This window comes from Aeromonas veronii (assembly GCF_040215105.1).
GTDB classification, from domain to species: Bacteria; Pseudomonadota; Gammaproteobacteria; order Enterobacterales; family Aeromonadaceae; genus Aeromonas; species Aeromonas veronii_G.
In genome coordinates, this window is sequence record NZ_CP157875.1 from 3156791 (window position 1) to 3183081 (window position 26291).

Below are 26291 nucleotides of genomic sequence, written 5' to 3' on the forward strand. Positions count from 1 at the left end.
GCCTTAATACGTTAACGGCTAGGTGGGGCCTGCCACTGTGGCTTTCAAGCTCCCGGCATCACATTTTGTCACCCCTTGAATGGGGTCCATCGAGGATGCCGCCGTGGCCTTGTCACCTATATGGGGTCGCAACTTCGCGCTTCAAGCCCCGGCTTGAAAAAACTGTATCAACTGTGCCGATTTAACCCGAACCCGGACACAGGTGTGGCATCGGGCAACAAAAAGCCCGCCGAGCGGCGGGCTCAATGGGGGGACGCGTCTCAGGCCGGAGCCTTGGAGACCATCACCATGGCCGGACGGATCACGCGACCGTTCAGCTCGTAACCCTTCTGCATCACGGCGATGACGGTGTTTGGCGCCAGTTCTGCGTTTTCGATCATGCTCATCGCCTGATGGGCATTGGGGTCGAACGGCTGGTTCTGGGGATCCAGCGCCACCAGGCCGAACTTGGCGACCCCGCCCTGCATGGATTTCAGGGTCAGCTCGACCCCTTCGATCATCGGCTTGAGGGCTTCGTTTTCCTTGTCGGCAAGTTCGATGGCACGCTCCAGGTTGTCCAGCACGGGCAACAGTTCGCCGGCGAATTTCTCCAGCGCGAACTTGTGCGCCTTCTCTACGTCCTGGGCCGCGCGGCGACGCAGGTTTTCCATCTCGGCGACGGCACGCACGGCGCGCTCACGCTCATCGGCAGCCGCCTGCTGGGCCGCTTCCAGTTGCGCCTCAAGCTCGGCGATGCGGGCCTGCTCGGCTGTCACTTCACTGTCTACATCGGTCGGCTCGACTGGCTGGGCATCCACTTGCTCCATCGCTTCAACCTTTTGCTCTTCGTGGTTCATGACATCTCCAATATTCAGGGTGACTTCAAACAAATCAGGGCAGCCTGGCTGCGATCAATGGCGCTATTATGGGGACGCAGCCCCCGCTTTCAAGGGGAAAAGGCCAGAACATGGAGGATGAGGCCGCTTTGCCCACTCTTTCACCGCCGTTCAGGGTGGGATCAACCCAGTCCGCATGGAGGCAGACAAATCCCCACCAAAGCGCGGTATACTCCCCTCAATACTTGGCCCAGACCCGATAACCTATGGATTCTCCGTTCAAAACCATCGCCCTCATCGGCAAGCCCCATCATGAAGGCGCCAACCAGACCCTCAAGGGCCTCTATCAATACCTGAGCACCCGCGGCTTTCGGGTGCTGCTCGAGAGCCGGGTCGCCCAGACGCTGGGGATCCAGGGCGAGAGCGTGCTGGATCTGGTGCAGCTCGGCGAGCAGGCGGATCTCGCCATCGTCGTCGGCGGGGATGGCAACATGCTGGGGGCGGCCCGGGTGTTGTCCCGCTTCGATGTGGCGGTGATCGGGGTCAACCGGGGCAACCTTGGCTTCCTCACCGATCTCTCCCCCCAGGATTATCTGCTGCCCCTGGAACAGGTGCTCTCCGGCCACTTCAAGAGCGAGCACCGCTTCCTGCTGGAAGCCGCCGTCTATCGCCACGGGGAGCGCAAGTCCAGCAATCTGGCGGTCAATGAGGCGGTACTCCACCCCGGCAAGATTGCCCACATGATCGAGTTCGAGGTCTATATCGATGGCAGCTTCATGTACAGCCAGCGCTCGGACGGAATCATAGTCGCCACCCCCACCGGCTCCACCGCCTACTCCCTCTCGGCGGGGGGAGCCATCCTCACCCCCAAGTTGAACGCCATCACGCTGGTGCCCATGTTCCCCCACACCCTGAGCAGCCGCCCCATCGTGCTGGACGCGGACAGCGAGGTGCGATTGCTGGTCTCCCCCGACAACCAGGATGACGCCATGCAGGTGAGCTGCGACGGCCAGGTGACCCTGGCGGTACACCCGGGGGACGAGATCCTCATCAAGAAGAGCAACCACAAGCTGCACCTAGTGCATCCACTGGATTACAGCTACTTCCACGTGCTGCGCAACAAGCTCGGCTGGGGCAGCAAGCTGTTCTGACATCCCTGACACGCCCCTTTTGCATCCTGCTGCGGGCTGACACTTTACTGTATGTAAAACCAGTATATACTGGATGCATACACAGTAATGTTGGCCCACACAGGATGAGACCATGCTGACCCAACTGACCATCACCAACTTCGCCATCGTCAAGTTTCTCGAACTCGACCTGCAAGCCGGCATGACCTGCATCACCGGGGAAACCGGCGCGGGCAAGTCCATCGCCATCGATGCACTCGGGCTTTGCCTTGGGGAGCGGGCCGAAGCCAGCATGGTGCGACCTGGCAGTGACAAGACCGAGGTCAGTGCGCGCTTCCTGCTGGACGGCAATCCTGCCGCCCGGGCCTGGCTCGTCGCCAACGAGCTGGAAAACGAGGGAGAGTGCATTGTGCGGCGAGTGCTCTCCGCCGAGGGGCGATCCCGCAGTTACATCAACGGGGTTCCGGTGCCCCTGGTGCAGCTCAAGAGCCTGGGTCAGCTCCTGGTCAACGTCCACGGTCAACATGCCCATCAGTTGCTGCTCAAACCCGACTATCAACTCGCCCTGCTGGACGGTTACGCCGGCCACCACCTGCTGCTGGACGACGTGCGCCACCATTACCAACAGTGGCGTCAACTGCAAAATGAACTGAACCGCCTCAAGGCCGAGCAGCAGCAGCGAGAGGCCCGCCGCCAGCTCATCGAATACCAGGTGCAGGAGCTGGACGAATTCGCCTTGCAACCGGGGGAATTCGAAGCCATCGAGGAGGAGCACCAGCGTCTGGCCAACGGCACCGAGCTGATGCAGGAGTGCGGTGCCTGCCTGGATCTGCTCTATGACAACGAGGAGACCACCATCGCCGGCCTGCTTCAGCTCGCGGTGGACAGAACCGAAACCCTGGTGGCCATGGACAGTCGTCTCGGCAACGTGCTCGGCATGCTCAATGAGGCACTGATCGGCGTGCAGGAGAGCCACAGCGAGCTGCGCAGCTACCTGGATCGACTGGAACTCGATCCCGAGCGCTTCAACGAGCTGGAGGCCCGCCTCTCTCGTGCCATCAACCTGGCCCGCAAGCACCATGTCAAACCGGCCGAGCTCGCCCAGCACCACCAGGAGCTGGCGGGGGATCTCGCCCGCCTCAACTCCGATGAGGAGCGCCTGGAAGGCATGGAGGACGAATTGCTGCGAACTCGTCAGGCCTTCGTACAGGCGGCAGAGGTACTGAGCCAGAGCCGCCAGCGTTATGCCAAGGAGCTGGGCACCAAGGTGAGCGCCAGCATGCACGAGCTGGCCATGCCCGATGGCCGCTTCACCATAGAGGTGCGCCCCGATGCCCAGAGCAGCCTGTCGCCACTTGGCATCGATCGGGTGGAATTCATGGTCACCACCAACCCGGGGCAACCCATTCAGCCCCTTGGCAAAGTCGCCTCCGGTGGCGAATTGTCGCGCATCAGCCTGGCCATCGTGGTGATCAGCGCCCGCAAGATCTCGACCCCGACCCTCATCTTCGATGAAGTGGATGTGGGGATCAGCGGCCCGACCGCTGCCGTGGTCGGGCGCCTCTTGCGTCAGCTCGGCGAGTCCACCCAGGTGATGGTGGTCACCCACCTGCCCCAGGTGGCGGGCAAGGGACACCAGCACATGGTGGTGAGCAAGCATACCGACGGCAAGACCACGGAGACCCAGATGCAGGCACTCAACCCCGGGGCAAGGCTCAACGAGCTGGCCCGGCTGCTCGGGGGGGATCAGATCACCGACAACACCCTGGCCAACGCCCGCGAACTGCTCGCCTCATAGCGCAAGGGCGGGAAGGGGCAACCCCCCTTCCCGCCCTTGGAATAACTGAGATAAAACAACCACCGCAGCTCAAAAAACTAAATAAACCACAACTTAAAGCATTTTAATCCAAGGCATTGATGAAATTCCTCTATCTATAGTCCCTCCCCGTAGCGACAAATCCCCCTAAGTGATGACGCCCTGACGGCAACCCAGTGTAAACTCCCTCTATCCTTCCCTCTGGTCGGTCTCGGCAACATGATCTCTGCCAACCCCCCCTCTCAATCAGGAAACCGCCCCATGATCCAGGTCTTTGGTCACAAGAATCCCGACAGCGACAGCATCTGCACCGCCCTGGTCACCGCCGACTGGCTCAACAGCCAGGGTCGCCCCGCCCGAGCCTTTGCCCTGGGAGCCCCCATCGCCGAAACCCGCTTCATTCTGGAAACCGCCGGAGTGGAGGCGCCCCCCGTGTTGACAGGCAGCGTGGCTGACAAACCGGTATTTCTGGTGGATTTCAGCGAGCTGGAGCAGGGGCCGGAAGGGCTGGCCGATGCGGATGTGCAGGGGCTCATCGACCACCACCGCCTCGGCACCCTGATCACCCGAGGCCCCCTCGATGCCTGGGTGAGAGCCGTCGGTTGCAGCGCCACCGTGCTGCTCGAACTGATGGGCCATGAGAACCTCTCCCGCCCTCAGGCCAGGTTGCTGCTAGGGGCTATCGTCAGCGATACCTTCAACTTCACCTCCCCCACGACCACGGCGCAGGACAGGCTGGCGGTCGAGCGACTGCTGCCCATCGCCCAGCTGGAACTGGCTCCCTTTGCCCAGACCCTGCTCGAGCGCCGTACCCAGTTGGGGGATACCCCCCTGTCCGAGGCCCTGGTCGCCGACGAGAAAGCCTATCAGATAGGGGGACATGCCCTCATGGTGAGCCAGATCTGTGTGATGAACCCGGCCGAGATCATAAACCGCTCCGATGAACTGCAGCAGGCCATGACAGCGCGACTGATGAAAGACAAGCTGGATGGGTATGTGCTGATGCTGACGGATCTCGCCAAGGGAGAGAGCCAGCTCTTCTTCGCAAGCCAGGGGATCTTGCCCGGCGAGCCTGTGCATCTGGCTGGCGCCGTCAGCCGCAAGAAGGAAGGGCTGCCCTGGTTGACCCGTTACTTCACCCAGCAACCCGCTTGATATGACCCCTCAGGCCCTCGCCAGGTGCGAGGGCCTCAACTTGGTTAACAGGTCCTTGTCAATTCTTGCAACATTTCCTTCATTTTCCATTCAACTCAATCTGTTATGATGATGTAAATGGAGCCGGAGCCCACTGCCATCATCGACAATTCGTGACTCAGTCGCCGCGCACCGGGTTCGTTTGTTCTGACATTTTGTGGACAGCCAAGGCTGGCGCCACCTGTCCGCACCTGCCGAGGAGAACTGCTTATGAGCCCGACCAATATAGTGCTGTTGCTGGAAGGCAAGGATTACGAGCAGGAGACGCTGACCAAGGCGAGCCACCTGGCACAGGCCATGGGCTGCAAACTGACCCTGCTGCACCTGACTCACAGCAGCAAGATTCGCCAGCAGAGCCTGTCACTGTCCCAGGAGGAGCGCAGCGCCCAGGGCACTCTGGATGCCAAGGCCGTCATTAGCCAGCTCATCACCCAGTTGCACCACCCGGTGGATTACCAGTGTCTGGTGGTCGATGATGTGGTCTCTGCACTCAAGCACTGGCTTTCGTCAGAACCCAACAGCCTGTTGCTGGTCGGCAGTCGCCACCACTGGATGGAAGGCTCGCTGGCACGGTTGCTGCTCTACAAGCTGCCCGTCGATATCCAGATCTGCCACGAGCCCTATGCAGAACCCCTCAAGGCCGTCGGCTGACAGACCCGGACCCGCTATCATGCGGGTCCTTCCTCCAGGCAGGAGCCTCCTGCTCCACTCTTGCCTGCTCGCCCATCGTACCTGCGCCCCATGGGCGGGATCCCTCGTCGAGAGGGCGCCCGACCACCCAGTAATGATGATGTTATCTACATAATTACTTACACATTGTCCGCTGTTTTTTAAGCCCCATTTGCTGCAGCATAGGGCCCCTGCGCGCCTTGGCAGATTTCCGTTCAGGTAGACAAATGAAAAAACTCCCCAGACAGGGCAAGTTTGCCCTGGTCGTGCTCGTCCCGCTGGCCCTCATCGTCTGGCTCGCCTGGCCCGGCAATAAATCGGATCCCGTCCTGACCGCCACCGTCACCCGCCAGGACGTGGAGCAGACCGTGCTCGCCAGCGGCGTGCTGCAGGCCATCGAACAGGTGGATGTGGGGGCCCAGGTCTCGGGCCAGGTCACTTATCTCGCGGTCGAAGCCGGGCAGCAGGTCAAGCAGGGAGATCTGCTGGCCGAGATCGATCCCCTCATCGCCCAGAACAACCTCAAGACCGCCGAGGCGGATCTCGCCAGCCGCCGTGCCCAGCTCAAGATCAAGCAGGCTCAGCTCAAGCAAAATGAGCTGGCCTGGCGTCGTCAGCAGCAGATGTTCCGTCAGGAGGCGAGCTCCCGGGCCGATCTCGAGAGTGCCGAGGCCCAGCTCGCCGTCACCCGTGCCGAGTTGCAAAGCGCCCAGGCCGACATCGACAACGCCGTCATCAAGGTGGATCGCACCAAGACCGAGCTCGGCTACAACCGCATTCAGGCCCCCATGGATGGCACCGTCATCTCCATCGTGACCCGGCAGGGCCAGACTCTGGCCGCCAGCCAGACGGTGCCGACCCTGCTCAAGCTCGCCAATCTCGACACCATGACCGTCAAGGCCCAGATCTCCGAGGCCGACGTCACCAAGGTCAGGGCCGGCATGCCGGTCTATTTCACCCTGATAGGCGACCCGGATACCCGCTATCCCGCCACCCTGCGCACCGTCGAGCTGGCCCCCACCAACATCAACGATCAGACCACGACCACCAGCACCACCAGCAATGCCGCCATTTACTACTATGCCCTGTTCGACGTGCCCAACCCCAATCACCAGTTGCGGGTCGCCATGACCACCCAGGTCACCATAGTGCTCGGGGAGCGCAAGCAGGTGCTGGCCATCCCCCAGACCGCCCTTGGCAAGAAACTCGGCGACAACGAATACGAAGTGACCCTGCTCAAGGACGATGAGCAACGGGAAACCCGCCGCATCAAGACCGGCATGAAGGATGACATCAAGATCGAGGTCATCAGCGGCCTCGATGAGCAGGACAAGGTGACCCTGGAGCAAGGTCAGCCCATCCAGCACCATGAACCGGAGGGCATGCTGTGAGCGAGCCGCTGATCCAGCTCAGGGGCATCGAGAAGCGCTACCAGAGCGGAGAGCAGGAGGTGACCGTGTTGCACCCGCTGGATCTCTGCATCCAGGCAGGGGAGATGGTTGCCATCGTCGGCGCCTCCGGCTCCGGCAAGTCCACCCTGATGAACCTGCTGGGTTGCCTCGATCATCCGAGTGACGGCCAGTATCTGTTTCACGGGCAGGACACGGCCCGCATGGATGCCCTGGCCCTGGCCCGCTTGCGTTGCCACCACTTCGGTTTCATCTTCCAGCGCTATCACCTGCTGCCCCATCTGGATGCAGCTGCCAACGTGGAGATCCCGGCGGTCTACGCCGGCACGCCCCGTCCCGAGCGCCAGGCCCGTGCCCACGCCCTGCTGACGCGCCTTGGCCTCAAGGATCGCAGCCACCACAGGCCGGGGCAGCTCTCCGGCGGCCAGCAGCAGCGGGTCAGTATCGCCCGGGCCCTGGCCAACGGCGGCGAGGTGATCCTGGCCGATGAACCCACCGGTGCCCTCGACAGCCACAGTGGCAAGGAGGTGATGACCATCCTGAAGGAGCTGCACGCCCAGGGCCACACCATCATACTGGTGACCCACGACATGGCGGTGGCCAACCACGCCGATCGCATCATCACCCTGCGCGATGGCCGGGTGGTGGAAGACAGCGTCAATCAGAGCGGCATCGATGGGGCCACCCCTTCTCCTGCGAGCGAGCCCAAGGCACAGCCACCCCAGACCCCCGCTCATCCTGCCCGCAACGGCCTGCTCCCCCGGGGCTGGGATCGGTATCGGGAGGCGGGACGCATGGCCCTGCATGCCATGCTGGCCCACCGCATGCGTACCTTCCTCACCATGCTCGGCATCATCATCGGCATCGCCGCCGTGGTCAGCGTGGTCGCCCTCGGTCAGGGGGCCCGCGCCAAGGTGATCAATGACATCAATGCCATGGGCACCAACACCATCGACATCTTCCCCGGCAAGGATTGGGGAGACGAGAAGGCGGCCAGCATCCAGACCCTGAACGAGGGGGATCTCAGGAGCCTGCTCGGCCAGCCCTATCTGGAGGGGGCCAGCCCCCAGATCGCCACTTCGGGCCAGCTCAGGTATCGCAACAAGACCAGCAGCGGCAGCGTGGTGGGGGTCGGCAGCGACTTCTTCCGGGTCAAGGGGATGACCCTGACCCAGGGGCGTCTGCTCAGCGAGCAGGATATCCAGCGCCGGACGGCGGTCGCCGTGGTGGATGGCAAGACCATAGAGAGTCTGCTCGGCAAGGAAGATCCCGTCGGCAAGGTGGTACTGGTCGGCACCCTGCCGGTGCGGATCATCGGCGTGGTGGCGCAGGAGACCGGCTTTGGCCCCAGCAGCCAGTCGGTCAACATCTGGCTACCCTACAGCGCCGTGATGAGCCGCCTCATCTCCCAGAACCACTTCAGCCAGCTCACCATCCGGGTCAAGGACGGGATCCAGCCCGCCCTGGCGGAACAGGCGGCCGTGGCCCTGCTGACCCAGCGCCACGGGGTGAAGGACTTCTTCACCTTCAGCAGCGACAGCATCATCAAGTCGGTGGAGAAGACCACGGCCACCATGACCCTGCTGGTCTCCGCCATCGCGGTGATTTCGCTCATCGTCGGTGGGGTCGGAGTCATGAACATCATGCTGGTCTCGGTGGTGGAACGCACCCGGGAGATAGGGATCCGCATCGCGGTGGGGGCCCGTCAGTCCGACATCCTGCAGCAGTTCCTGATTGAAGCCGTGATGGTCAGCCTGCTGGGAGGCCTGCTCGGGATCGGACTGGCGCTGCTCATCGGCTTCCTCTTCTCGCTGCTGGTGGCGAGCTTCCAGATGTCCTTCTCCCTCTTCTCCATCCTGATGGCCTTTGGCTGCTCCTCACTCATCGGGATCCTGTTTGGTTACCTGCCTGCCCGCAACGCGGCCCGGCTCGATCCGGTCGAGGCACTGGCAAGAGAATGATGATGCACCACTTATCCCGCCTCTTGGCAAAACAGGGCGACAACCGTTTCCCGAGACCCCTGCTCGCACTCGCCGTCACGCTGGCCCTGAGTGCCTGCAGCCAGAGTACCTATCACAGACCGGAATTGGCCGTGGCGCCAAGCTGGCAGCAAACCAACCAGGGGCTCAACCAGCAGCAGGCCGGTCCTTGGTGGCAAGGCTTTGATGATCCCGCCCTCGACCAGCTGGTGGCGGCGGTGCTCGCCGCCAACCCTGACATGCAGGTGGCCGGGCTGCGCCTCAAGAGTGCCCTGCTCAGCGCCGATCTGGCCGATACCAATCTTACCCCTTCGGTCAACGCCAGCATCGGGGTCAACGGCAACAAGAACCTGGGGACGGGCAAGTCCGACGGCAATCTGGGTCCCACCCTCAACCTGAGCTACGAGGTGGATCTCTGGGGCCGGCTCGCCGCGGTACGGGATCAGGCGCAGTGGGAGGCCGAGGCGAGCGAACAGGATCTGGCTGCCACTCGTCTGCTGCTCATCGGCAAGACCCTGGAGCAGTATTGGCAACTGGCCTACCTCGGCTCGGCCATCACGCTGGGGGAGCGCCAGTTGCTCAACGTTGAGCGGGCCGAGCGGCTGACCCGGGCCAAGTATGAGGCGGGGGCCATTACCCGTCTCGACATGGTACAGGCCAGCCAGCAAAAGGCGGGCAAGCAGGCCGAGCTCGCGGCCCTCGTCCAGCAGCGGGAGCAGGCCGGCAACGCCCTGCGTCTGCTGCTCGGACGCAGTTATGGCCCGCTGGAGTTTGCCCCCGGCGAGCTTGCCGTGCATCCCATCCCGACCCTGGCGGTCGGGATCCCGGCGGATGTGCTGGCCAGGCGCCCCGATGTGCGGGCCGCCGAGCTCAGGCTGCGCAAAACCCTGGCCAAGGGGGATGAGATCCGCACCGGCTTCTATCCCACCCTGAGCCTCACCGGCGGAGCCAGCAGCACCTCGGACACCCTGACCCAGGTGCTGAGCAACCCGGTCGGCTCCCTGGGGGCGACCCTGGCCCTGCCCTTCCTCGAATACAACAAGACCCGGCTCAGCATTGCGAGCTCCGACATCGATTACCAGATAGCCGAGACCGAGTTTCGCAAGCAGCTCTACACCGCCCTGCTGGAGGTGGAGGACGGCCTGGCGGCACGCCGCCAGGGGGAGCAACGATTGCGCTATCTGGAGCAACAGCTGGGATATGCGAAAGAGGCCGAGCGACTGGCGCAGGCTCGCTTCCAGGCTGGCGCCACCGGAGTGCAACCCTGGTTGGATGAGCAGAATCGCCTGTGGGATGCGCAACTTAGCCTGCTCGCCCAACAGCAGACCCAGCTCAATACCATGGCCGGGATCTACCGCGCCCTGGGGGGGAGTGACCGGGGATAACGCGCTCATTGCATCTCATGACAACCACGAAGAGAGGGGGATCCATGTCCCCTTTTTCTCGCCTCTCTCTTGCTCATAAAGCAATTGATAATAGTTTTCATTTGCCTGAGAATGGGCGCCATTGCCTGTCAGGAGTACTCATATGTCACAGCCCGCCCCGGTCAATCGCCCCCGCCTGCTCACCGTAAAACATGTCCAAGATGTGGGGGCGAACCTGCGCCGACTCTGCCTGACCAGCCCGGATCTGGCAGATTATCCCTTCACCTGTGGTGGCGCCCACATCAAGATCATGCTGCCCCAGGCCAACCAGCAACATATTGTGCTGCCCACTCCAACGCCCAAGGGGCCGCGCTGGGAAGACCCCAGCCAGAAACCCATCATCCGCACCTTCACCATACGGGCGTTTCGCCGCGAGGCACTGGAGCTGGATATCGACTTCGCCCTACACGGGGATCTCGGCCCCGCCAGCCGTTTTGCCCTGCAGGCCAAGCCTGGCGATCAATTGGCCGTCTCCGGCCCTGGCGGCCCGGACCCCATGCTGCAAGCGGCGCAGCACTACTACATGGTGGGGGATCTGAGCTCCCTCCCCGCCATCAGTGCCATGGCCGAGGTAATGCCCGCCGATGCCTGCGGCCACATCGCCCTGCTGGTGCCTCAGCAGGAAGATGTGCAGGATCTGTCGCTGCCAAGCGGCGTCAGCCAGCGCTGGTTTGTCGGTTCTCCCGAGCAAACCGAGCCCCTGGTGAGCTATTTCACTGCCCTGCCCATGGCATCGGCGCAGAGCTACTTCTGGTTTGGTGGTGAGGAGGGGCTGGTCGTCCCCCTGCGTCGTCACGTCAGACGCACTCTGGATGTGGACCGCCAGCGGGTCTACGCCGTGCCCTACTGGCGCAGCGGCAAGGATGAAGACGCCTATCATCAGGACAGACATGCCGTGATGGATAGCTGACAATCAAAATTCCCTATATAAATCAGGCCTATCTCTGCACGAGACAGGCCTGAACTTCGAACCGATTGCCACTCTTTTTTCCCCCATCCCCCCCATCTTGGTGATCCCCTCACCAGGACTTGCATTCGACAGAGACAGCAAGATAATGATAATCACTCTCAACAAAGTGGTCTGTCATTGCCTCATTCTCTGACCCGGAGCCGATGAGTCCAGGCAGGCCACCCACCCCAGGTACAGCAAGGTAATCCAGATGGCAGTTTTGAATTCGGTAATGCGCGCCTTTGCGGTTGAAGCCCTCCCCACCCCTGCCGAGCTGTTGGCGCAACACCCCTGCCCCAGCGACATGGCGCAGCAGATTGACCACCACCGGCACCAGGTGCGCCAGATCCTGAACGGCGACGACGACCGTCTGCTGGTCGTGATAGGGCCCTGCTCCATCCACGATCCCCTCGCCGCCCTCGATTACGCCCGGCGCCTGGCAGGGCTCACCACCCAGTATCAGGACAGCTTGCTCATCGTCATGCGCACCTACTTCGAGAAGCCTCGCACCACGGTCGGCTGGAAGGGATTGGTGTTCGACCCTCACCTCGATGGCAGCAATGAGATCAGGCACGGGCTTCACCTGGCTCGCCAGCTGCTGCTGGACATCAATCAGCTCGGGCTTGCCACCGCCACCGAGTTCCTCGACACCACCAGCTTCCTCTATCTGGCGGATCTCATCAGCTGGGGCGCCATAGGGGCACGTACCACAGAATCCCAGGTACATAGGCAGCTCGCCTCGGCTTTGCCCTGCCCCGTCGGCTTCAAGAACGGGACGGATGGCAACATACGGGTGGCCATCGATGCCATTCAGGCCAGCACGGCTTCCCACCTCTTTACCGCGCCGGGCAGCCAGGGGGGCATCGTCGTCATCAAGAGCGAGGGCAACCCGGATGGCCACATCATCTTGCGAGGAGGCACCCTCCCCAACTACCACCAGAGCGATGTGGAGGACGCCGCCGAGCGACTGGCGCGTCAGGGGCTCAGTCACCGGCTGATGGTGGATTGCAGCCACGGCAACAGCCAGAAGCAGCATCAGAACCAGGTCCGGGTGGCCGGGGAGCTGTGCCGTCAATTGAGTGAAGGGAGTGAGGCTGTGGCCGCCGTCATGGTGGAGAGCTTCCTGCAGGGGGGAAGCCAGAAACCGGCGCCTCTGGATGAACTGCAGTACGGCCAGTCGATCACCGATGCCTGCCTCTGCTGGGAAGAGAGCCAGACCCTGCTGGCCATGCTGGCCGATGGGGTCAAGGCGCGCAGGCACGCGGCGCAATCCTCCGCAGCCACGCCGCATCCCGAACATATCCAGCCCATCCGTCAGGCCGTGGTATAAATAACGGAGATGGGGCTGATCTTGGCCCCGTCTTTATCCCTGAGGTTTCATCTCGTCAATTTCGTTAATATCCGTCAAACAAGGGTTTCAAATAGACCATTCACAGTCTCTGAAATAACAAAGGCGAGAGAGTGTCGATTTAATCGGGGGGAAATATGCGTACTGTCTCTGCTACTCAGCCTGACAGTGATTGAAACATGAAGTGATACAGTACCGGTCAACATGATACGGCTAACAGACGGGCTGTATGAGTCCTGAATAAGTGCGTAACGAAACATCGATGGCGCACGGTTTCCATGCCACCTGTCTGAAGCCTTTTGCTATTGCAAGGCCCGAAACATGTGAGTTCGGATCCGGCAGCACAAATAGTAGGCTGAACGCCACATTCATGGACCGATATGACCCTACAAATAATAATGCCGCCCATCGGGCGGCATTATTGATGAACTGATAAAAGCTATCAGATCAGGAAATCGTTCAGGTCCTTGCCCAACGCAACTTGCTCGGCAATGGCCTTGGGCATGCGGCCCTGACCGGTCCAGGTCTTCTCCTGGCCATCTTCCTGATACTTGTACTTGGGCGGACGCGGGGCACGCTTGCTCTTGGTGGAGCCAGTGGCAGCAGGCGCCGCGGCAGTACCGATCAGTTCGCGGGGATCGATGCCAGCCTGTTGCAGCATCTCGGTAAATTCGCTCAGCTTGCGCTGACGCTCTTCTTGCTCGGCACGCTCTTGTTCAACAGATTCAGCGCGCTCGTTATATATCAGATCAAACTTCTCTTTCGCTTCTTGCAGCTGTTCAAAGGGCAGTTCACGAATGGCAGCACGCAGGCTGCGAATGTTCAGCAGAACCTTCAGAAACTCGTTCATTACTTCCTCACAGAATTATTTTTGTTCGTCACAGGGATAGCACAATTTGAGAATAGCATGCCAATTCGACAACAACATAATGATTTTATCGCCACTCGGCGAGACTTGACAAGTCATCGCCATTATTCGGCCATGTTTATTCATCTCTATCATTTATAGACAGATATCATTATGCGGTATTATTTATCTTGCCACTCACAACCGAGTTGTCGCTCTCCCATTAAGGGCCAACAGAAAAATGAAAACGCTGTCAGCCCTGCACGGATACTAAGCATTCACATCCGTCTGCTCGGTAAAACCCGCGAGATGCGCTTCTCTGCCGGCCAAACCTTATACCCTGAGGAAAGGTTTTGCTATTTTCCCAATTTAACGCCATGCAATATGTGTCATATCGGGCAGAGCTGAAACTCGTGGCCGCTGCGGGATGGGTCCATTCTCGCTGGGACCGGCACCGATCTGAATCCTGTCGCTTCCCCATATCATTCACCCGTCCCCACTTTGCCCATCCGGCAATGACATTATCGACCGAGGCCTGCACGGCGGCATGCCAGCACCATTCATCATCAGCGCACCCCTACCTTCCCCCGGTCGAATAGCACACCTGTCCGGACACAAGCAGATCCCATAGTGTCTTTCACTGCCCGATGCCGTTCTCATCAGACTTTTCTCTTCAAATAACAGCAAGATGACACGGATTATGGCGTCACCATCACGGTGGCCAAATCATCCGTTTGATGTTAATCCCCCCAAGTTGGTTATTTTGTGATACGATAGTGGCCGTTTTTTGATAATTGCGCGTCGTTATCACCCAGATCCAGCAGGATCAGGGGCAAAAACACTGCCGATGACGAGTCGATGTGCGATGCAAAAAGTGACCTGGATGAGCCTGTCTGGCGGGATTGATCCGCTGTACGGCTATCACCAAGCGCACCTTAGATAAGGAGATCGGACGATGAAACAATATCAAAGCTGGCTAGGACAATATCTGATGAGCCGCCGCGATGGCGATCACGCCATGGCATCCGAGCTCGCCAGCTCCATCTGCGAATTCTGGCAGTCTCAAGGAGATGAGGCTGAACTCAGCAAGTGGCAGCAGATCTACCAGCAACACGTCGACAAAACCACCTGACGGCTGAGGTGGCGACCTGTCACCCATAAAAAACCGGCGCTCATGGCGCCGGTTTTTGCTTTTCAGAACCTGGACATTACATCTGGTCGATCATGTCCTGGGCGAACTGGGAGCAGGAGCGCAGGGTGGCACCTTCCATCAGACGCTCGAAGTCATAGGTCACGGTCTTGTTGCGGATCGCCGCTTCCATCCCCTTGATGATGAGATCGGCTGCCTCGGTCCAGCCCAGGTGGCGCAGCATCATCTCGGCGGAGAGGATCAGCGAACCGGGGTTGACCTTGTCCTGACCGGCGTACTTAGGCGCAGTGCCGTGGGTCGCTTCGAACAGGGCCACACCGTCACCGATGTTGGCGCCAGGAGCGATGCCGATACCGCCGACCTGAGCGGCCAGGGCGTCGGAGATGTAGTCACCGTTCAAGTTCATGCAGGCGATGACGTCATACTCGGCCGGACGCAGCAGGATCTGTTGCAGGAAGGCGTCGGCGATGACGTCTTTCACGACAATGGTCTTGCCGGTTTTCGGATTCTTGAAGGAGCACCAGGGGCCGCCGTCGATGAGCTGGGCATCGTACTCTTTCTGGGCCAGGGCATAGCCCCAATCCTTGAAGGCCCCCTCGGTGAACTTCATGATGTTGCCCTTGTGCACCAGGGTCACGGAGTCACGGTCGTTGTCGATGGCGTACTCGATGGCGGCACGGACCAGACGCTCGGTACCGGCCTTGGACATGGGCTTGATGCCGATACCGCAGGACTCGGGGAAGCGGATCTTCTTCACGCCCATCTCGTTTTGCAGGAAGGCGATCACCTTCTTGGCTTCATCGCTGTCGGCCTTCCACTCGATACCGGCGTAGATGTCTTCGGCGTTTTCGCGGAAGATCACCATGTCGGTCAAATCAGGACGCTTGACCGGGCTCGGGGTCCCTTCGTAGTAACGGACCGGGCGCAGGCAGACGTAGAGGTCCAGCTCCTGGCGCAGAGCCACGTTCAGGGAGCGAATACCGCCACCGACCGGGGTAGTCAGCGGGCCCTTGATGGCGACGCAGTATTCACGAATGAAGCCCAGGGTTTCGGCTGGCAGCCAGGCACCTTCGCCATAGACATGGGTAGACTTCTCGCCGGTATAAATTTCCATCCAGGCGATGTTGCGCTCGCCTTTGTAGGCCTTCTCGACCGCGGCATTCACCACATTCAGCATGGCAGGGGTCACGTCCACACCGATGCCATCCCCTTCGATGAACGGAATGATCGGGTTGTGGGGGACATTCAGCTTGCCGTTGGCATCGACTGTGATTTTCTGGCCCTGGGTCGGGATAACTACTTTGCTTTCCATCGGCATCTCCTAACTTCCGTTTGTTATCAATCTGATCGTTGCGCGCGGCCATCTTAGCCCATCCATTTGCATAATCAAATGGCGAGCGTGCATGTCCGACCATAGTAGGGCACTGGATCACAATGCGCCCCATCCACTCGCGCCGGGCTTGTCGCCATACCAGCCGGCACATGACTTCCAAAGGCACGGCTCTCGCTGTGCCTCATCCTGTCAATCCCTCCTCCTGCCCCTGTGGCTGACTCAGGGAGCGGTACTGGGAGGGGGTCAACCCCGTCTTTAACTTGAACACCCGGCAGAAATAATTTACATCGCCGTAACCGCAGCGGGTCGCCACTTCTTCGAGCCGGAATCGATATTTTTTGAGCATGAATTTGGCCCGATCGATCCGCACCCAGCTGATGTAATCGGCAAGGCGCATATGGCCCTGCTCGCGAAACAGGTGGGAGAGATGGCTGGCCGAGACGTTGAAGCGATGGGCGATGGAGTCCCGGCTGATGGGGCGGTGAAAATTCTCCTGGATATAGATGCAGATCCCGTGGAACAGATCCGCCCCCCGTGGCCGCTCGGCGGCGGACCCTGCCAGCAGTTGACGGGCGCTGGTGAGCAGCGCCTGCAACAGGTGGTTGTCGGTGGGGGAGCGACCGGGATCCTCGGCCAGCGCATTGAGCGCCGCCAGTATGTGTTCGAGCACGTGGCCGGCCCTGGCCATGATGCTGTGTTTTTGCACGTCGAAGAAATCGGGCTCGTGCTGGCGCTTGCTCACCAGGCTGAACCCCAGTTGACGCTTGCCAAACAGCAGGCTCAGCACCGAGCAATCCGTGGTCCATTCAGGCTTGTTCCAGGCGTTTGGCGGTATGTAAAGCGCCTGCCCCGGCAGTACGCTGACCTCCATGCCCCCCTGCTCCCTGTCCCAGATCTGGTTGCGATACTCGCCGCTGAACACCAGCTCCAGACGGGGGAAGTTGACCTGATAGCTGAACCCCGGCGGCACTCCCTGATCCTGGGCAAACCAGATCTGATCGAAGGGAGCTTGCTCCTGAAGGGCGCCGTCCAGCAGCTGGTTGAAGATGAGTGACATGTTGATCCCAGTCAAGAGAGAGGCAAGCGATTGCGGCGGGTACAGCCGCCCATGTTATAGTCCGCCCCTGATGGTCAATGCCACCTTTTTCTTTATCCCGGTTTTCTCAACATCCAACGAGGCGTCCCATATGAGCTGTCGCGATCTGCCCTCCTTTCTGCTGATGCACAACCCCGTTCAGGGTTACGAGTGGGGCAGCCATGACGCCCTGACCCGCCTGTTTGACATCCCGAATCCGGATGGCAAGCCCCAGGCCGAGCTCTGGATGGGCGCCCATCCCAACGGCTGCTCCGAGGTGACCCTGGGTCGCGACGTGCAAAAACTCTCCACCCTGATCGACAGCGCCCCCGCCGCCATGCTGGGGGAGGCCACCGTCGCCCGCTTCGCCAGCCTCCCCTTCCTGTTCAAGGTGCTGTGCGCCGAGAAGGCCCTCTCCATCCAGGTGCATCCGAGCAAGGCCCAGGCCGAAGCGGGCTTTGCCAGGGAAGAGGCCGCAGGCATCCCCCTCAAGGCGGGCAATCGCAACTACAAGGATCCGAACCACAAGCCGGAGCTGGTGTTTGCCCTCACCCCCTATCAGGCGATGAACGGTTTTCGCGCCATTCCCGCCATCCTGGCGCTGTTCGAACGCCTCAGCCTCCCCGCCCTCGGCGATCTGGTCGCAGGCCTTGGTGCCAGCCAAAACGAGGCCGGCCTGCAGCACTTCTTCCACCAGTTGCTGATCCTGGAAGGGACCCGCAAGGAGGAAGCCCTGGCGGGCCTGCTGGCCTATGCCGCCGCCCATCAGGATGAGGAGACCTTTGCCCTCGTCACCGCCCTCGCCGCCCAGTACCCCGGCGATGTGGGACTCTTCTCGCCGCTGCTGCTCAACGTGGTGACCCTGCAGCCCGGTCAGGCCATGTTCCTGGATGCCTGTACCCCCCACGCCTATGTGCGCGGTACCGGCCTTGAGATCATGGCGAACTCCGACAACGTGCTGCGCGCCGGGCTCACCCCCAAATACATCGACGTGGCGGAGCTGCTGGACTGTACCCGCTGCTTGCCCAAGCCGGATGACCAGATCCTGCTCAGTCCCCGTCTTGACAGCGCGGTGCAGCACTTCGACGTACCGGTGCCGGACTTCACCTTCAGCGTCTATCCGGCGGGGGAACACGCGCTCACCACCGCCAGCGCCGAGATCCTGTTTGCCATCGACGGCGACGTCCTGCTCAAGCGGGGCGACGAAACCCTGCAGATCAGCAAGGGCCAGTCCGCCTTCGTGCCCGCCGCCACCGGCCACTATCAGTTGCTTGCAAGCGGCCGGGTCGCCCGTGCCGGCAACCGCAGCTGATCGCGCACGGAGCCTCTCATGATGATGGATGGCCACTGGCTGACCCCGCTCTGGACCCTGTTCGAGCAGCAACCCCTGGCGCAAGGCATCGGCCTCGCCGCCATGCTGGTCGGGATCAGCGCCTTCCGGCAGCGGGACGACGCACGCTTTCGGCTGCGGCTCTGCCTCTATCAGGGGGCCATCGTCCTCCATTTCCTGCTGATGGGGGCAAATACCGCGGCCCTCAGCGCCGGGCTCAGTTGTGCGCGCACCCTGGTCTCCGGACGCACTCGCAGCGTCTGGGTCATGGTGTTCTTCCTGGTGCTGGTGTGGGCTCTCGGCATTCCGGGGATACACAGCCCGGAGCAGTGGCTGCCCATCATAGGCACCACCATCGGCACCTGGGGGCTGTTCCGGGCGAAGGGCATAGGGCTTCGGCTCTCCATGCTGGCGGGCGGCCTGTGCTGGACCAGCCACAACATACTGATAGGCTCCATCGGCGGCAGCCTGATCGAGCTGAGCTTCCTGTTCGTCAACTGCCACACCATGTACCGCATGTGGCGCCAGCCGGTCCCAAGCGCCGGCTGATCCCGACTCATGGCGCCCGGGTAAGGCTCGAGACGCACGCAGCATAGGCCCCATAGAAAACCCCCACCGTCCTCGCGGGCGGTGGGGGTTTGATTATCAGCCTGATGGGTGACCCGTACGGGCCATCACCGGACTAGTGTTCTGCCGTCTCCGGCTGGGACGCTTCGGCGCGCTCCCGCTGCAGCTCATCGACCCTGGCCTGCCACTTGTCATTGGCCTGCTTGCGCTCCTGTTGCTTGAACTCTTCGCGCATGATGTCGACTTCTTGGTCAAGTTTTTCCATCAGGATGTCTCCTTACATCTCGGGTTACACACTGGCTGACGGCACTGTTTGGCCAACCTGCTCCCTCGTTTCGACTCTGTCGTCGCTCCAAAGGTTCAAGGAAATTACCGATTGATAGTGGATAATTCAATCTAAAAATTGGTTATAAATGCATTTTCCTGCCGACATGGGCCACACGGAACCTCCTCACGGAAAGCCCCTTCGTTTTGAAAGCCAGCTCACATTTTCCCCCACCGGTGAGCCGCACAAATCTCCAGACTCCGCCGTCGTCACCCATTCATCAACGTCGCGAGCGCCTTCCCTACTGTCTCGCAAACAACAAGTAACCAATTGTTTTTAAACTGCATTTACACTCCACAATCGCCATTTCGATAAACGCTCAAAATGCGACCCCGGTCACAGCCGGCAGGGAATGATACAAAACTCCAGTAAACGGCACATTTATCCGATTCCCGCCACAAGGCAATGGCGAAACAATAGCCAGGCCAAACACTTGCCCTCAAGACGGCCTCATGACGAAGCCAGGAGACTCTTATGCTCACCACCTTGATAGATGAAGGACTGATCTGCCTCGACCTTGCCGCCACCGACAAGCAGGGACTGTTCAGCGAACTGGCGGCCCAGCTGAAAAAAGCCGGAAAAATCAGTGATCAGGAGAATTTCGTGCGCGATCTCTGGGCACGGGAAAACCTTGGCAACACCGGCTTCGAACAAGGTGTCGCCCTGCCCCACGCCAAGAGCGAGGCGGTGCTGCAACCGGCCATCGTCGTCGGCATCAGCCGCCAGGGGATCGATTTTGGCGCAGAGGATGGGCTGCCCTCCCGCCTGTTCTTCATGATTGCCTCCCCGACCGGCGCCGCCAACCACCATATCGAGGTGCTGGCCGAGCTCTCCACCAGGCTGCTCGAACCCGGCTTCATCCCGCAGATGCAGGAAGCCACCAGCAAGGCTGAGGTGTTGGCCCTGCTCTCGGCCAAGACCCCCGCCGCCCGGCCCGCTCAAACCCAGGCCAGCCCCAAGCCGGCCCAGCACACCCCGGAGCCGGCCGATCGCGGCATCAAGGCCCAACTCAATACCTTGAAGCAACACCTGCTGTTTGGTACCTCCCACATGATCCCCTTCATCGTCGCGGGGGGCGTGCTGCTGTCGCTCTCGGTCATGATGAGTGGCAAAGGGGCCGTGCCCGAGGCTGGGGTGCTCAAGGACATGGCCGACATGGGCATCGCGGGGCTCACCCTGTTCACCGCCGTGCTCGGCGGCTACATCGCCTACTCCATGGCGGACAAGCCGGGTCTGGCCCCCGGCATGATCGGCTCCTGGATTGCGGTACAGCAGTTCCACACCGGTTTTCTCGGCGCCATCCTGGTGGGCTTCATCGCCGGGCTCATCGTCAATCAGCTCAAGCGCATCAAATTGCCGGACTCCATGAGTTCGCTCGGCTCCATCTTCATCTATCCGCTCATCGGCACCTTCCTGGTGTGCGGCATCGTCATGTGGGTCATCGGTGCGCCCATCGCCGCCATGATGGAGGGAATGAACCACTGGCTCTCCAGCATGGCGGGCTCCGGCAAGGTGATGCTTGGCGCCATCCTGGGCGGCATGACCGCCTTTGACATGGGCGGCCCGGTCAACAAGGTCGCCACCCTGTTCGCCCAGACCCAAGTCAACACCCAGCCCTGGCTGATGGGGGGCGTCGGCATCGCCATCTGCGTGCCGCCGCTCGGCATGGCCCTGGCCACCCTGCTCTCCCCCAAACGCTACAAGAAGGAAGAGCGTGAAGCGGGCAAGGCAGCCGCCATCATGGGCATGATCGGCATCAGCGAGGGGGCCATCCCGTTCGCCGCCGCCGATCCGGTGCGGGTCATCCCGGCCATCGTCGCGGGCGGCATCGTCGGCAACATCACCGGCTTCATGATGCACAGCATCAACCACGCCCCCTGGGGCGGCTGGATAGTGCTGCCGGTGGTGGAAGGCAAGATGGGCTATATCCTTGGCACCCTGCTCGGCGCCCTCACCACGGCCGTCATCGTCAACCTGCTGAAAAAGCCGGTGACCGAACAAGATGACGTGACCGTGGCCGACACCGACTACCAGGCCATCGAAGCGGAAGGGGAAGCCGAGGTGCTCGCCATCACGGCCTGCCCCTCCGGCGTGGCCCACACCTTCCTCGCCGCCAAGAGCCTGCAAAAGGCGGCGGCCAAGGCGGGAGTCAAGCTCAAAGTGGAGACCCAGGGCGCCAACGGCATCATCAACCGCATCACGGCAAAGGACGTGGCCAACGCCCGCTGCGTCATCCTGGCCCACGACGTGGCCATCAAGAACCGGGAGCGCTTCACTAATATCGAGATAATCGATGTCAAGACCAAGGATGCTATCCATAATCCAGATGGATTACTGGCCCAGACCCTGGCTGGCAGCAGCAAGGTGGCCTGATAAACCCCAGGTGATTGTGATAACCCGTTGAGACTAATAAGGGGCCCCTGGGCCCCTTTCTAGTCGATGTTGCGCTGTATTCCCCATCGATAGCTCAACCACAGACCCCTCGGTAGCAGGCCTAGGAGACCATCAGGATACGGTGCCCCCTGCCTCGTTTTGCCTTGCCGTTCGGGTGGTGCCACAAGCGCCCCCAAGGCAATGGGATTGACCCAAGTGGGGATGGCTGCCCATGGTGCCGACTCGTTAAGATAGGCCCACAGACACCACGCCTTTCCCACTTCGGAGTCATCCATGGATCTCATGCTGTTGCTGGGTCTGCTCGCCATGGGGGGCACCCTCTATGCCGTGCATTTTTGGAACACGCGCCACGCCCACCCCGACTGGCAACGCCTGCCCACTCGCGCCGATTATCTGGAGGCCCACCCCGACTGTGCCACCGACGATACGCTGAATGCCCGCTGCTGCGCCTGCGGCTCGGACAAGGTTGTCGGCCACCCCCAGGCTGGCTGGCCGGATCCTCGCTATCGCCACACCGGCCTTTCCTGCGGCAAGGTACTGTTTCGCACCGAAGAGCCCAGGTGAATGGCCTTAAACATCCCTCAGTCAAAGCAATATCACTGAATGTGGTGCTTGAACCCACGAAAACTCGGACTAATAGAGATGGAAAGCAATGACGCAAGATCTCACAGCCCTGAAGCGGAGATGGCTTAAAAAACATCTGCAAGAGTTACGGGCAACCAAAAGTGAGGATGAGGAAAAAGGAGGAATGCTGAGTTTCGTCGGCATCCTGTGCGCACTCATCCCTCTGTTGACGGCGGCTGTGTACTTTGTCGGGATGCGTTACTACCACGGTTATCTGAGTCAGTTCGGACTCGAAGATACCGAATTCTCTCAGCCAGCGGATGTCACTCTCTTTTATGGGTTTTACCTGCTGCTCAAACTGTTCTTACCTTATGTACTTCCTCTGGTGATGACAGTTGGAGGGCTATTCGCCGTACTCACATTTTTCTTTTTCAAAGTGAAGTGGCGACTGGCGATCTCCTGGTTGGTTATTCGCTTTTTTGTTCTGCTCCCCATGGTGCTGAAGGGAGGAAAAATCGCTCACAACTATCCAGCCCCCTTTACCTTTAATTGCTTGATTTGGCTAAAAAGCACTTACTTAAAATTTGCACTTTTTATTCTTCCTCCCCTGCTGGTTGTCTGGGCATCCGAATACACCAAGCCCATGGGTGAAGAGCTGGCCCGCAACCAGATCACTAACCTAACGCAAGGCAAGTGGCCAGAGAGCGAGGCCCATAGCCAGTCGCCCCTGCTGGGAGATGAGCCCCATATCCGCATCGCCTGCAACGGCTCTCACTGCGCCTATCGCCTCAAGGGAGGCGATACCCTTATCCTGCGCTTCGATCAGATAGAGCAGACCCGTTACCGCTCGAAGCCATCAACCCCAAACGAAACGGGCCACCCTTAAGTGACCCGTTTCGTTACTCACGCCATCCCGCTCATGACAACTCGGTGAGGGCGCCGATCAGGGCGTCCAGCCCCTTGTCGAGCTTCTTGCGCGAGCAGCCGACGTTGAGGCGGATAAAACCGCGCCCCTCGGGGCCATAGGTGTCGCCACGCATGATGGCGACCCGGTACTTTTCCACCAGCAGGCTCTGCAGCACATCCATCTGCTCTGCCGAGTCGATGCCAAGGCTACTCAGGTCAATCCAGGCGAGGTAGGTCCCCTCGGGCACCTTGTAGTCGATGGCGGGAAAGGCGGCGTTGAGCCGCGTGGCCACCCGGCTCAAGTTGTCATGCAGGTGGATTTTCAAGGCGTCGAGCCACTCATCGCCGTCTCGATAGGCGCTGATATGGGCCAGCACCCCGAGGATGGGGGGGGATGAGAGACCGTGGGCGGCCTTGAGGCGGCGCAAGTAATAATCCCGCACCTCTCGATTGGGTACAAATGCATAGGCGCCGCCAAGGGCCGGGATATTGAAGGATTTGGAGCCCGAACTCACCAGAGCCCAATCATCCCCCTGGGCCACCTCGCTCCAAGGCACATAGGGGACGAAGCTCATGTCCATGTGGATGTCATCCGAGATGACCCGCACCCCGTGGCGCTGGCAGACCGTTGCCATCCGCCCCAGCTCTTCTCGCGTCCAGACCCGACCCGTGGGGTTGTGAGGGTTGCACAGCAGCAGGATGCGGCAATCCGGGCGGGCCGCCTGGCGTTCGAAGCATGCCCAGTCGATCTCATGGTTTCCCTCCCGCTGTTGCAGCGGGCACGGGAGCAGCACCCGGTCGTTGGCGCCGAGCATGTTGCCGAAGGCGTCGTAGGCCGGGGTGTGTACCAGCACGCCATCCCCCGGCCTGGACCAGAGGAGGATCAGCTGGGCGATGATATAGATGACGGAGGGTCCGTAGACCAGGGTGTCGGCGTTCAGTTCGGCGCCGTGGCGGCGAGCGAACCAGTCGCAGACCGCGCCCTTGAAGTCGTCGTGGTTCCAGCGGCTGTAGCCAAATACTCCGTGTTCCAGCCGGTTGGCCAACGTGGTGCGAATGCAGGGGGCCGTCTCCAGATCCATGTCGGAGATGGTAAAGGGGAGCAGATCGGCATGACCGAATCGGTCTGCCACATAGTCCCACTGGGTGCAGTAGGTGCCGTGGCGGTCGACCTCCCGCTCGAAGTCATAAATCTGGTGCATGGATTTTCATTCTCCATCGATGGGATGAATAATCAGGCGTCATGGACAAGGGGGCCTCGGCCCCCGATGTCATGGATGATGACGATGGCTCAGGTCTCCATCAGGCTCTGCAGCTGGTTTTTCACCAGGTGAACCTGAGGGCCGATGACCACCTGCAGGTTGTGCTCGTCGAGCTTGATCACCCCGATGGCGCCGTTGGCTTTGAGCAGCTTGTCGTCGACCCGGCTCATGTCCTGCACCGACATCCGCAGCCGGGTGATGCAGTTGTCCAGCGCGAGTATGTTGTCCGCGCCCCCCAGGGCATTGAGGATGACCTCCCCGTTGTAGCCGCTGCTGCCTGCCTTCTTGCCGGCCGGTTGCGGCGCGTCGTTGCTCTCGATCTCGCGGCCCGGGGTTTTCAGGTTGAAGCGCACGATGGCGAAACGGAATACCCCGTAGTAGACCGCGAACCAGATGGCCGCCACCACGGGCACCAGATACCACTTGGTGGCTGTGCCCTGCAGCACGCCGAACACCAGGAAGTCGATGAGGTTGCCGTCGGTGTTGCCGATGGTGACGCCGAGCAGCCCCATGGTCATGAAGCCCAGACCCGTCAGGATGGCGTGCACGACGTAGAGCACGGGAGCGACGAACAGGAACAGGAACTCGAGCGGCTCGGTGATCCCGCCGATGACGCAGGCCACCACGCCGGAGACCAGCAGCGCCTTGATCTTGCCGCGATTCTCCGGACGGGCGCAGTGATACATGGCGAGGGCCGCGCCCGGCAGGCCGCCGAGGAAGGCCGGCATCTTGCCCTGGGAGAGGAAGGAGGTGGCCGACACCGAGAACTGGGTGGTATCGGCGCAGGAGAGCTCGGAGTAGAAGATGTTGAGGGCCCCGCTCACCTCGTTGCCACAGACCAGCTGGGTACCACCGGCCTCGGTGAAGCGAATGAGCGCCACCAGGATGTGGTGCAGACCGAGGGGCAGCAGCAGGCGCTCACCGGTACCGAACAGGAAGGGGCCGAAGGGGCCGGCGTGGGAGATGACGGCGCCGATGCCGTTGATGCCGGCGGCAAACCAGGGCCAGACCAGTGGTACCACCAGGCCGACCACCCCCAGCACGATGGCGGTGATGATGGGCACGAAGCGGGCACCGCCGAAGAAGGCCAGGGCATCTGGCATCTTGTAGGTGTAGAAGCGGGCGTGGAGCTTGGCGACGATGACCCCGACTATGATGGCCCCGAGGATCCCGGTGTCGATGGAGCTGATGCCAAGTATGGATTTCACTCCGTAGGCCTTCTCCGCCGCGGCGTCACCGATGACGTTCACCACGGTCAGATAGAAGTTGATGGAGAGGTTCAGGGCCGCGTAGCCGACGAAACCGGCGAAGGCCGCCACCCCCTTCTCTTCACGGGCGAGGCCTAACGGGATCGCCACTGCGAACATCACCGGCAGGTAGATGAAGGCCACCAGCCCCACCTTGGTCATCCAGAGGAACAGCAGTTGCAGCACGGTGTGATCCAGGAAGGGCATGCTCTGCTTCACCGCATCGCTGGTGAGTGAGCTGCCGACACCGAGCAGGATACCGGAGAAGGCGAGCAGGGCGACCGGCAGCATAAAGGTCTTGCCGAGGCTCTGCAGGAACTCCCAGATCGTGGATTTGGCGGGGGACTTGGCCATCTGTCTAATCCTTGTGAAGTAAAGGTCAGGTCCTGTGCCTCCCCTGCGCCTATCCGTCACAAGCACTGGACGGAGGAAGAGGGATCGCATCAGGTTTTGCAGATGATAAAACGTTTTATCAACTCAAAATCCGCGACAAGATCACAATTTCACCGCCATAAACGTCACCGTCGCCAGATCTGTGAGGCAGATCCCTCCCCGCGT

The 26291-nt window shown here is 61.0% G+C and carries 22 protein-coding genes; 15 read left to right on the forward strand and 7 right to left on the reverse strand.

Annotated features, from left to right (window positions below; all coding sequences use genetic code 11):
• Nucleotides 1-260: 260 nt before the first annotated feature.
• Entirely contained in the window at nucleotides 261-836 is a 576-nt protein-coding gene (grpE, locus tag ABNP46_RS14465; protein WP_349918709.1) for a nucleotide exchange factor GrpE, read from the reverse strand.
• Between the two features lie 245 nt (nucleotides 837-1081).
• Between grpE and nadK the strand changes: the two genes are divergently transcribed.
• The 9 genes from nadK (at nucleotide 1082) to ABNP46_RS14510 (ending at nucleotide 12715) form a co-directional block, all read left to right on the forward strand.
• Entirely contained in the window at nucleotides 1082-1966 is an 885-nt protein-coding gene (gene nadK, locus ABNP46_RS14470) for an NAD(+) kinase (RefSeq protein WP_349918711.1), read from the forward strand.
• Nucleotides 1967-2078: 112 nt separating this feature from the next.
• Nucleotides 2079-3743 carry a DNA repair protein RecN gene (gene recN / locus ABNP46_RS14475; protein ID WP_349918712.1) on the forward strand — a complete coding sequence of 555 codons (1665 nt, stop codon included), beginning with the start codon at nucleotides 2079-2081 and terminating at the stop codon, nucleotides 3741-3743.
• A 279-nt stretch (nucleotides 3744-4022) separates the two neighbouring features.
• Nucleotides 4023-4916 (forward strand): DHHA2 domain-containing protein, encoded by an 894-nt coding sequence (locus ABNP46_RS14480; protein ID WP_349918713.1) that lies wholly within the window; start codon nucleotides 4023-4025, stop codon nucleotides 4914-4916.
• Nucleotides 4917-5165: 249 nt separating this feature from the next.
• On the forward strand, nucleotides 5166-5606 hold the full coding sequence (locus ABNP46_RS14485) for a universal stress protein (protein ID WP_349918715.1): 441 nt from the start codon (nucleotides 5166-5168) through the stop codon (nucleotides 5604-5606).
• A 245-nt stretch (nucleotides 5607-5851) separates the two neighbouring features.
• Nucleotides 5852-7015 carry an efflux RND transporter periplasmic adaptor subunit gene (locus ABNP46_RS14490; protein ID WP_349918716.1) on the forward strand — a complete coding sequence of 388 codons (1164 nt, stop codon included), beginning with the start codon at nucleotides 5852-5854 and terminating at the stop codon, nucleotides 7013-7015.
• Nucleotides 7012-8994 (forward strand): MacB family efflux pump subunit, encoded by a 1983-nt coding sequence (locus ABNP46_RS14495; protein WP_349918717.1) that lies wholly within the window; start codon nucleotides 7012-7014, stop codon nucleotides 8992-8994. The genes ABNP46_RS14490 and ABNP46_RS14495 overlap by 4 nt, the downstream gene beginning before the upstream one ends.
• Nucleotides 8991-10397, forward strand: coding sequence for an efflux transporter outer membrane subunit (locus ABNP46_RS14500; protein ID WP_434476151.1), 1407 nt, complete (start codon nucleotides 8991-8993; stop codon nucleotides 10395-10397). The genes ABNP46_RS14495 and ABNP46_RS14500 overlap by 4 nt, the downstream gene beginning before the upstream one ends.
• Before the next feature lie 142 nt (nucleotides 10398-10539).
• A complete protein-coding gene (locus ABNP46_RS14505) occupies nucleotides 10540-11346 on the forward strand; it encodes a siderophore-interacting protein (protein ID WP_349918719.1) in 807 nt (268 codons plus the stop codon).
• Between the two features lie 250 nt (nucleotides 11347-11596).
• Nucleotides 11597-12715, forward strand: coding sequence for a 3-deoxy-7-phosphoheptulonate synthase (locus ABNP46_RS14510; RefSeq protein ID WP_349918720.1), 1119 nt, complete (start codon nucleotides 11597-11599; stop codon nucleotides 12713-12715).
• A 460-nt stretch (nucleotides 12716-13175) separates the two neighbouring features.
• On the opposite strand, the gene ABNP46_RS14515 is transcribed toward ABNP46_RS14510, so the two are convergent.
• Nucleotides 13176-13583, reverse strand: a complete 408-nt coding sequence (locus tag ABNP46_RS14515) for an H-NS family histone-like protein (RefSeq protein WP_349918721.1) — start codon at nucleotides 13581-13583, stop codon at nucleotides 13176-13178.
• 952 nt (nucleotides 13584-14535) lie between these two features.
• On the opposite strand from ABNP46_RS14515, the gene ABNP46_RS14520 reads away from it, so the two are divergent.
• A complete protein-coding gene (locus ABNP46_RS14520; protein ID WP_349918723.1) occupies nucleotides 14536-14712 on the forward strand; it encodes a hypothetical protein in 177 nt (58 codons plus the stop codon).
• A 76-nt stretch (nucleotides 14713-14788) separates the two neighbouring features.
• On the opposite strand, the gene icd is transcribed toward ABNP46_RS14520, so the two are convergent.
• The gene (gene icd / locus ABNP46_RS14525; protein ID WP_349918725.1) at nucleotides 14789-16042 is read right to left on the reverse strand and encodes an NADP-dependent isocitrate dehydrogenase; all 1254 of its coding nucleotides are present in this window, start codon (nucleotides 16040-16042) and stop codon (nucleotides 14789-14791) included.
• A 202-nt stretch (nucleotides 16043-16244) separates the two neighbouring features.
• Nucleotides 16245-17120 (reverse strand): helix-turn-helix transcriptional regulator, encoded by an 876-nt coding sequence (locus tag ABNP46_RS14530; protein ID WP_349918726.1) that lies wholly within the window; start codon nucleotides 17118-17120, stop codon nucleotides 16245-16247.
• A 130-nt stretch (nucleotides 17121-17250) separates the two neighbouring features.
• Between ABNP46_RS14530 and manA the strand changes: the two genes are divergently transcribed.
• Both manA and ABNP46_RS14540 read left to right on the forward strand, forming a co-directional pair.
• The gene (manA, locus tag ABNP46_RS14535; RefSeq protein WP_349918727.1) at nucleotides 17251-18450 is read left to right on the forward strand and encodes a mannose-6-phosphate isomerase, class I; all 1200 of its coding nucleotides are present in this window, start codon (nucleotides 17251-17253) and stop codon (nucleotides 18448-18450) included.
• An 18-nt stretch (nucleotides 18451-18468) separates the two neighbouring features.
• Nucleotides 18469-19017 (forward strand): YgjV family protein, encoded by a 549-nt coding sequence (locus ABNP46_RS14540; protein ID WP_349918729.1) that lies wholly within the window; start codon nucleotides 18469-18471, stop codon nucleotides 19015-19017.
• Between the two features lie 133 nt (nucleotides 19018-19150).
• Here the strand turns inward: ABNP46_RS14540 and ABNP46_RS14545 are convergent, their stop codons facing one another.
• The gene (locus tag ABNP46_RS14545) at nucleotides 19151-19300 is read right to left on the reverse strand and encodes a hypothetical protein (protein WP_349918730.1); all 150 of its coding nucleotides are present in this window, start codon (nucleotides 19298-19300) and stop codon (nucleotides 19151-19153) included.
• A gap of 534 nt (nucleotides 19301-19834) precedes the next feature.
• Here ABNP46_RS14545 and ABNP46_RS14550 point away from each other — a divergent pair.
• The 3 genes from ABNP46_RS14550 to ABNP46_RS14560 all read left to right on the forward strand — a co-directional run bounded on the left by ABNP46_RS14550 (nucleotide 19835) and on the right by ABNP46_RS14560 (nucleotide 23204).
• The gene (locus tag ABNP46_RS14550) at nucleotides 19835-21733 is read left to right on the forward strand and encodes a PTS fructose transporter subunit EIIC (RefSeq protein WP_349918731.1); all 1899 of its coding nucleotides are present in this window, start codon (nucleotides 19835-19837) and stop codon (nucleotides 21731-21733) included.
• 294 nt (nucleotides 21734-22027) lie between these two features.
• Nucleotides 22028-22318, forward strand: a complete 291-nt coding sequence (locus tag ABNP46_RS14555) for a hypothetical protein (RefSeq protein ID WP_349918733.1) — start codon at nucleotides 22028-22030, stop codon at nucleotides 22316-22318.
• A gap of 88 nt (nucleotides 22319-22406) precedes the next feature.
• Nucleotides 22407-23204 (forward strand): hypothetical protein, encoded by a 798-nt coding sequence (locus tag ABNP46_RS14560; protein ID WP_349918735.1) that lies wholly within the window; start codon nucleotides 22407-22409, stop codon nucleotides 23202-23204.
• Nucleotides 23205-23235: 31 nt separating this feature from the next.
• On the opposite strand, the gene ABNP46_RS14565 is transcribed toward ABNP46_RS14560, so the two are convergent.
• Both ABNP46_RS14565 and malX read right to left on the reverse strand, forming a co-directional pair.
• Nucleotides 23236-24426, reverse strand: coding sequence for a MalY/PatB family protein (locus tag ABNP46_RS14565; protein ID WP_349918737.1), 1191 nt, complete (start codon nucleotides 24424-24426; stop codon nucleotides 23236-23238).
• Nucleotides 24427-24515: 89 nt separating this feature from the next.
• Nucleotides 24516-26087 (reverse strand): maltose/glucose-specific PTS transporter subunit IIBC, encoded by a 1572-nt coding sequence (gene malX / locus ABNP46_RS14570; protein ID WP_349918738.1) that lies wholly within the window; start codon nucleotides 26085-26087, stop codon nucleotides 24516-24518.
• Nucleotides 26088-26291 lie beyond the last annotated feature (204 nt).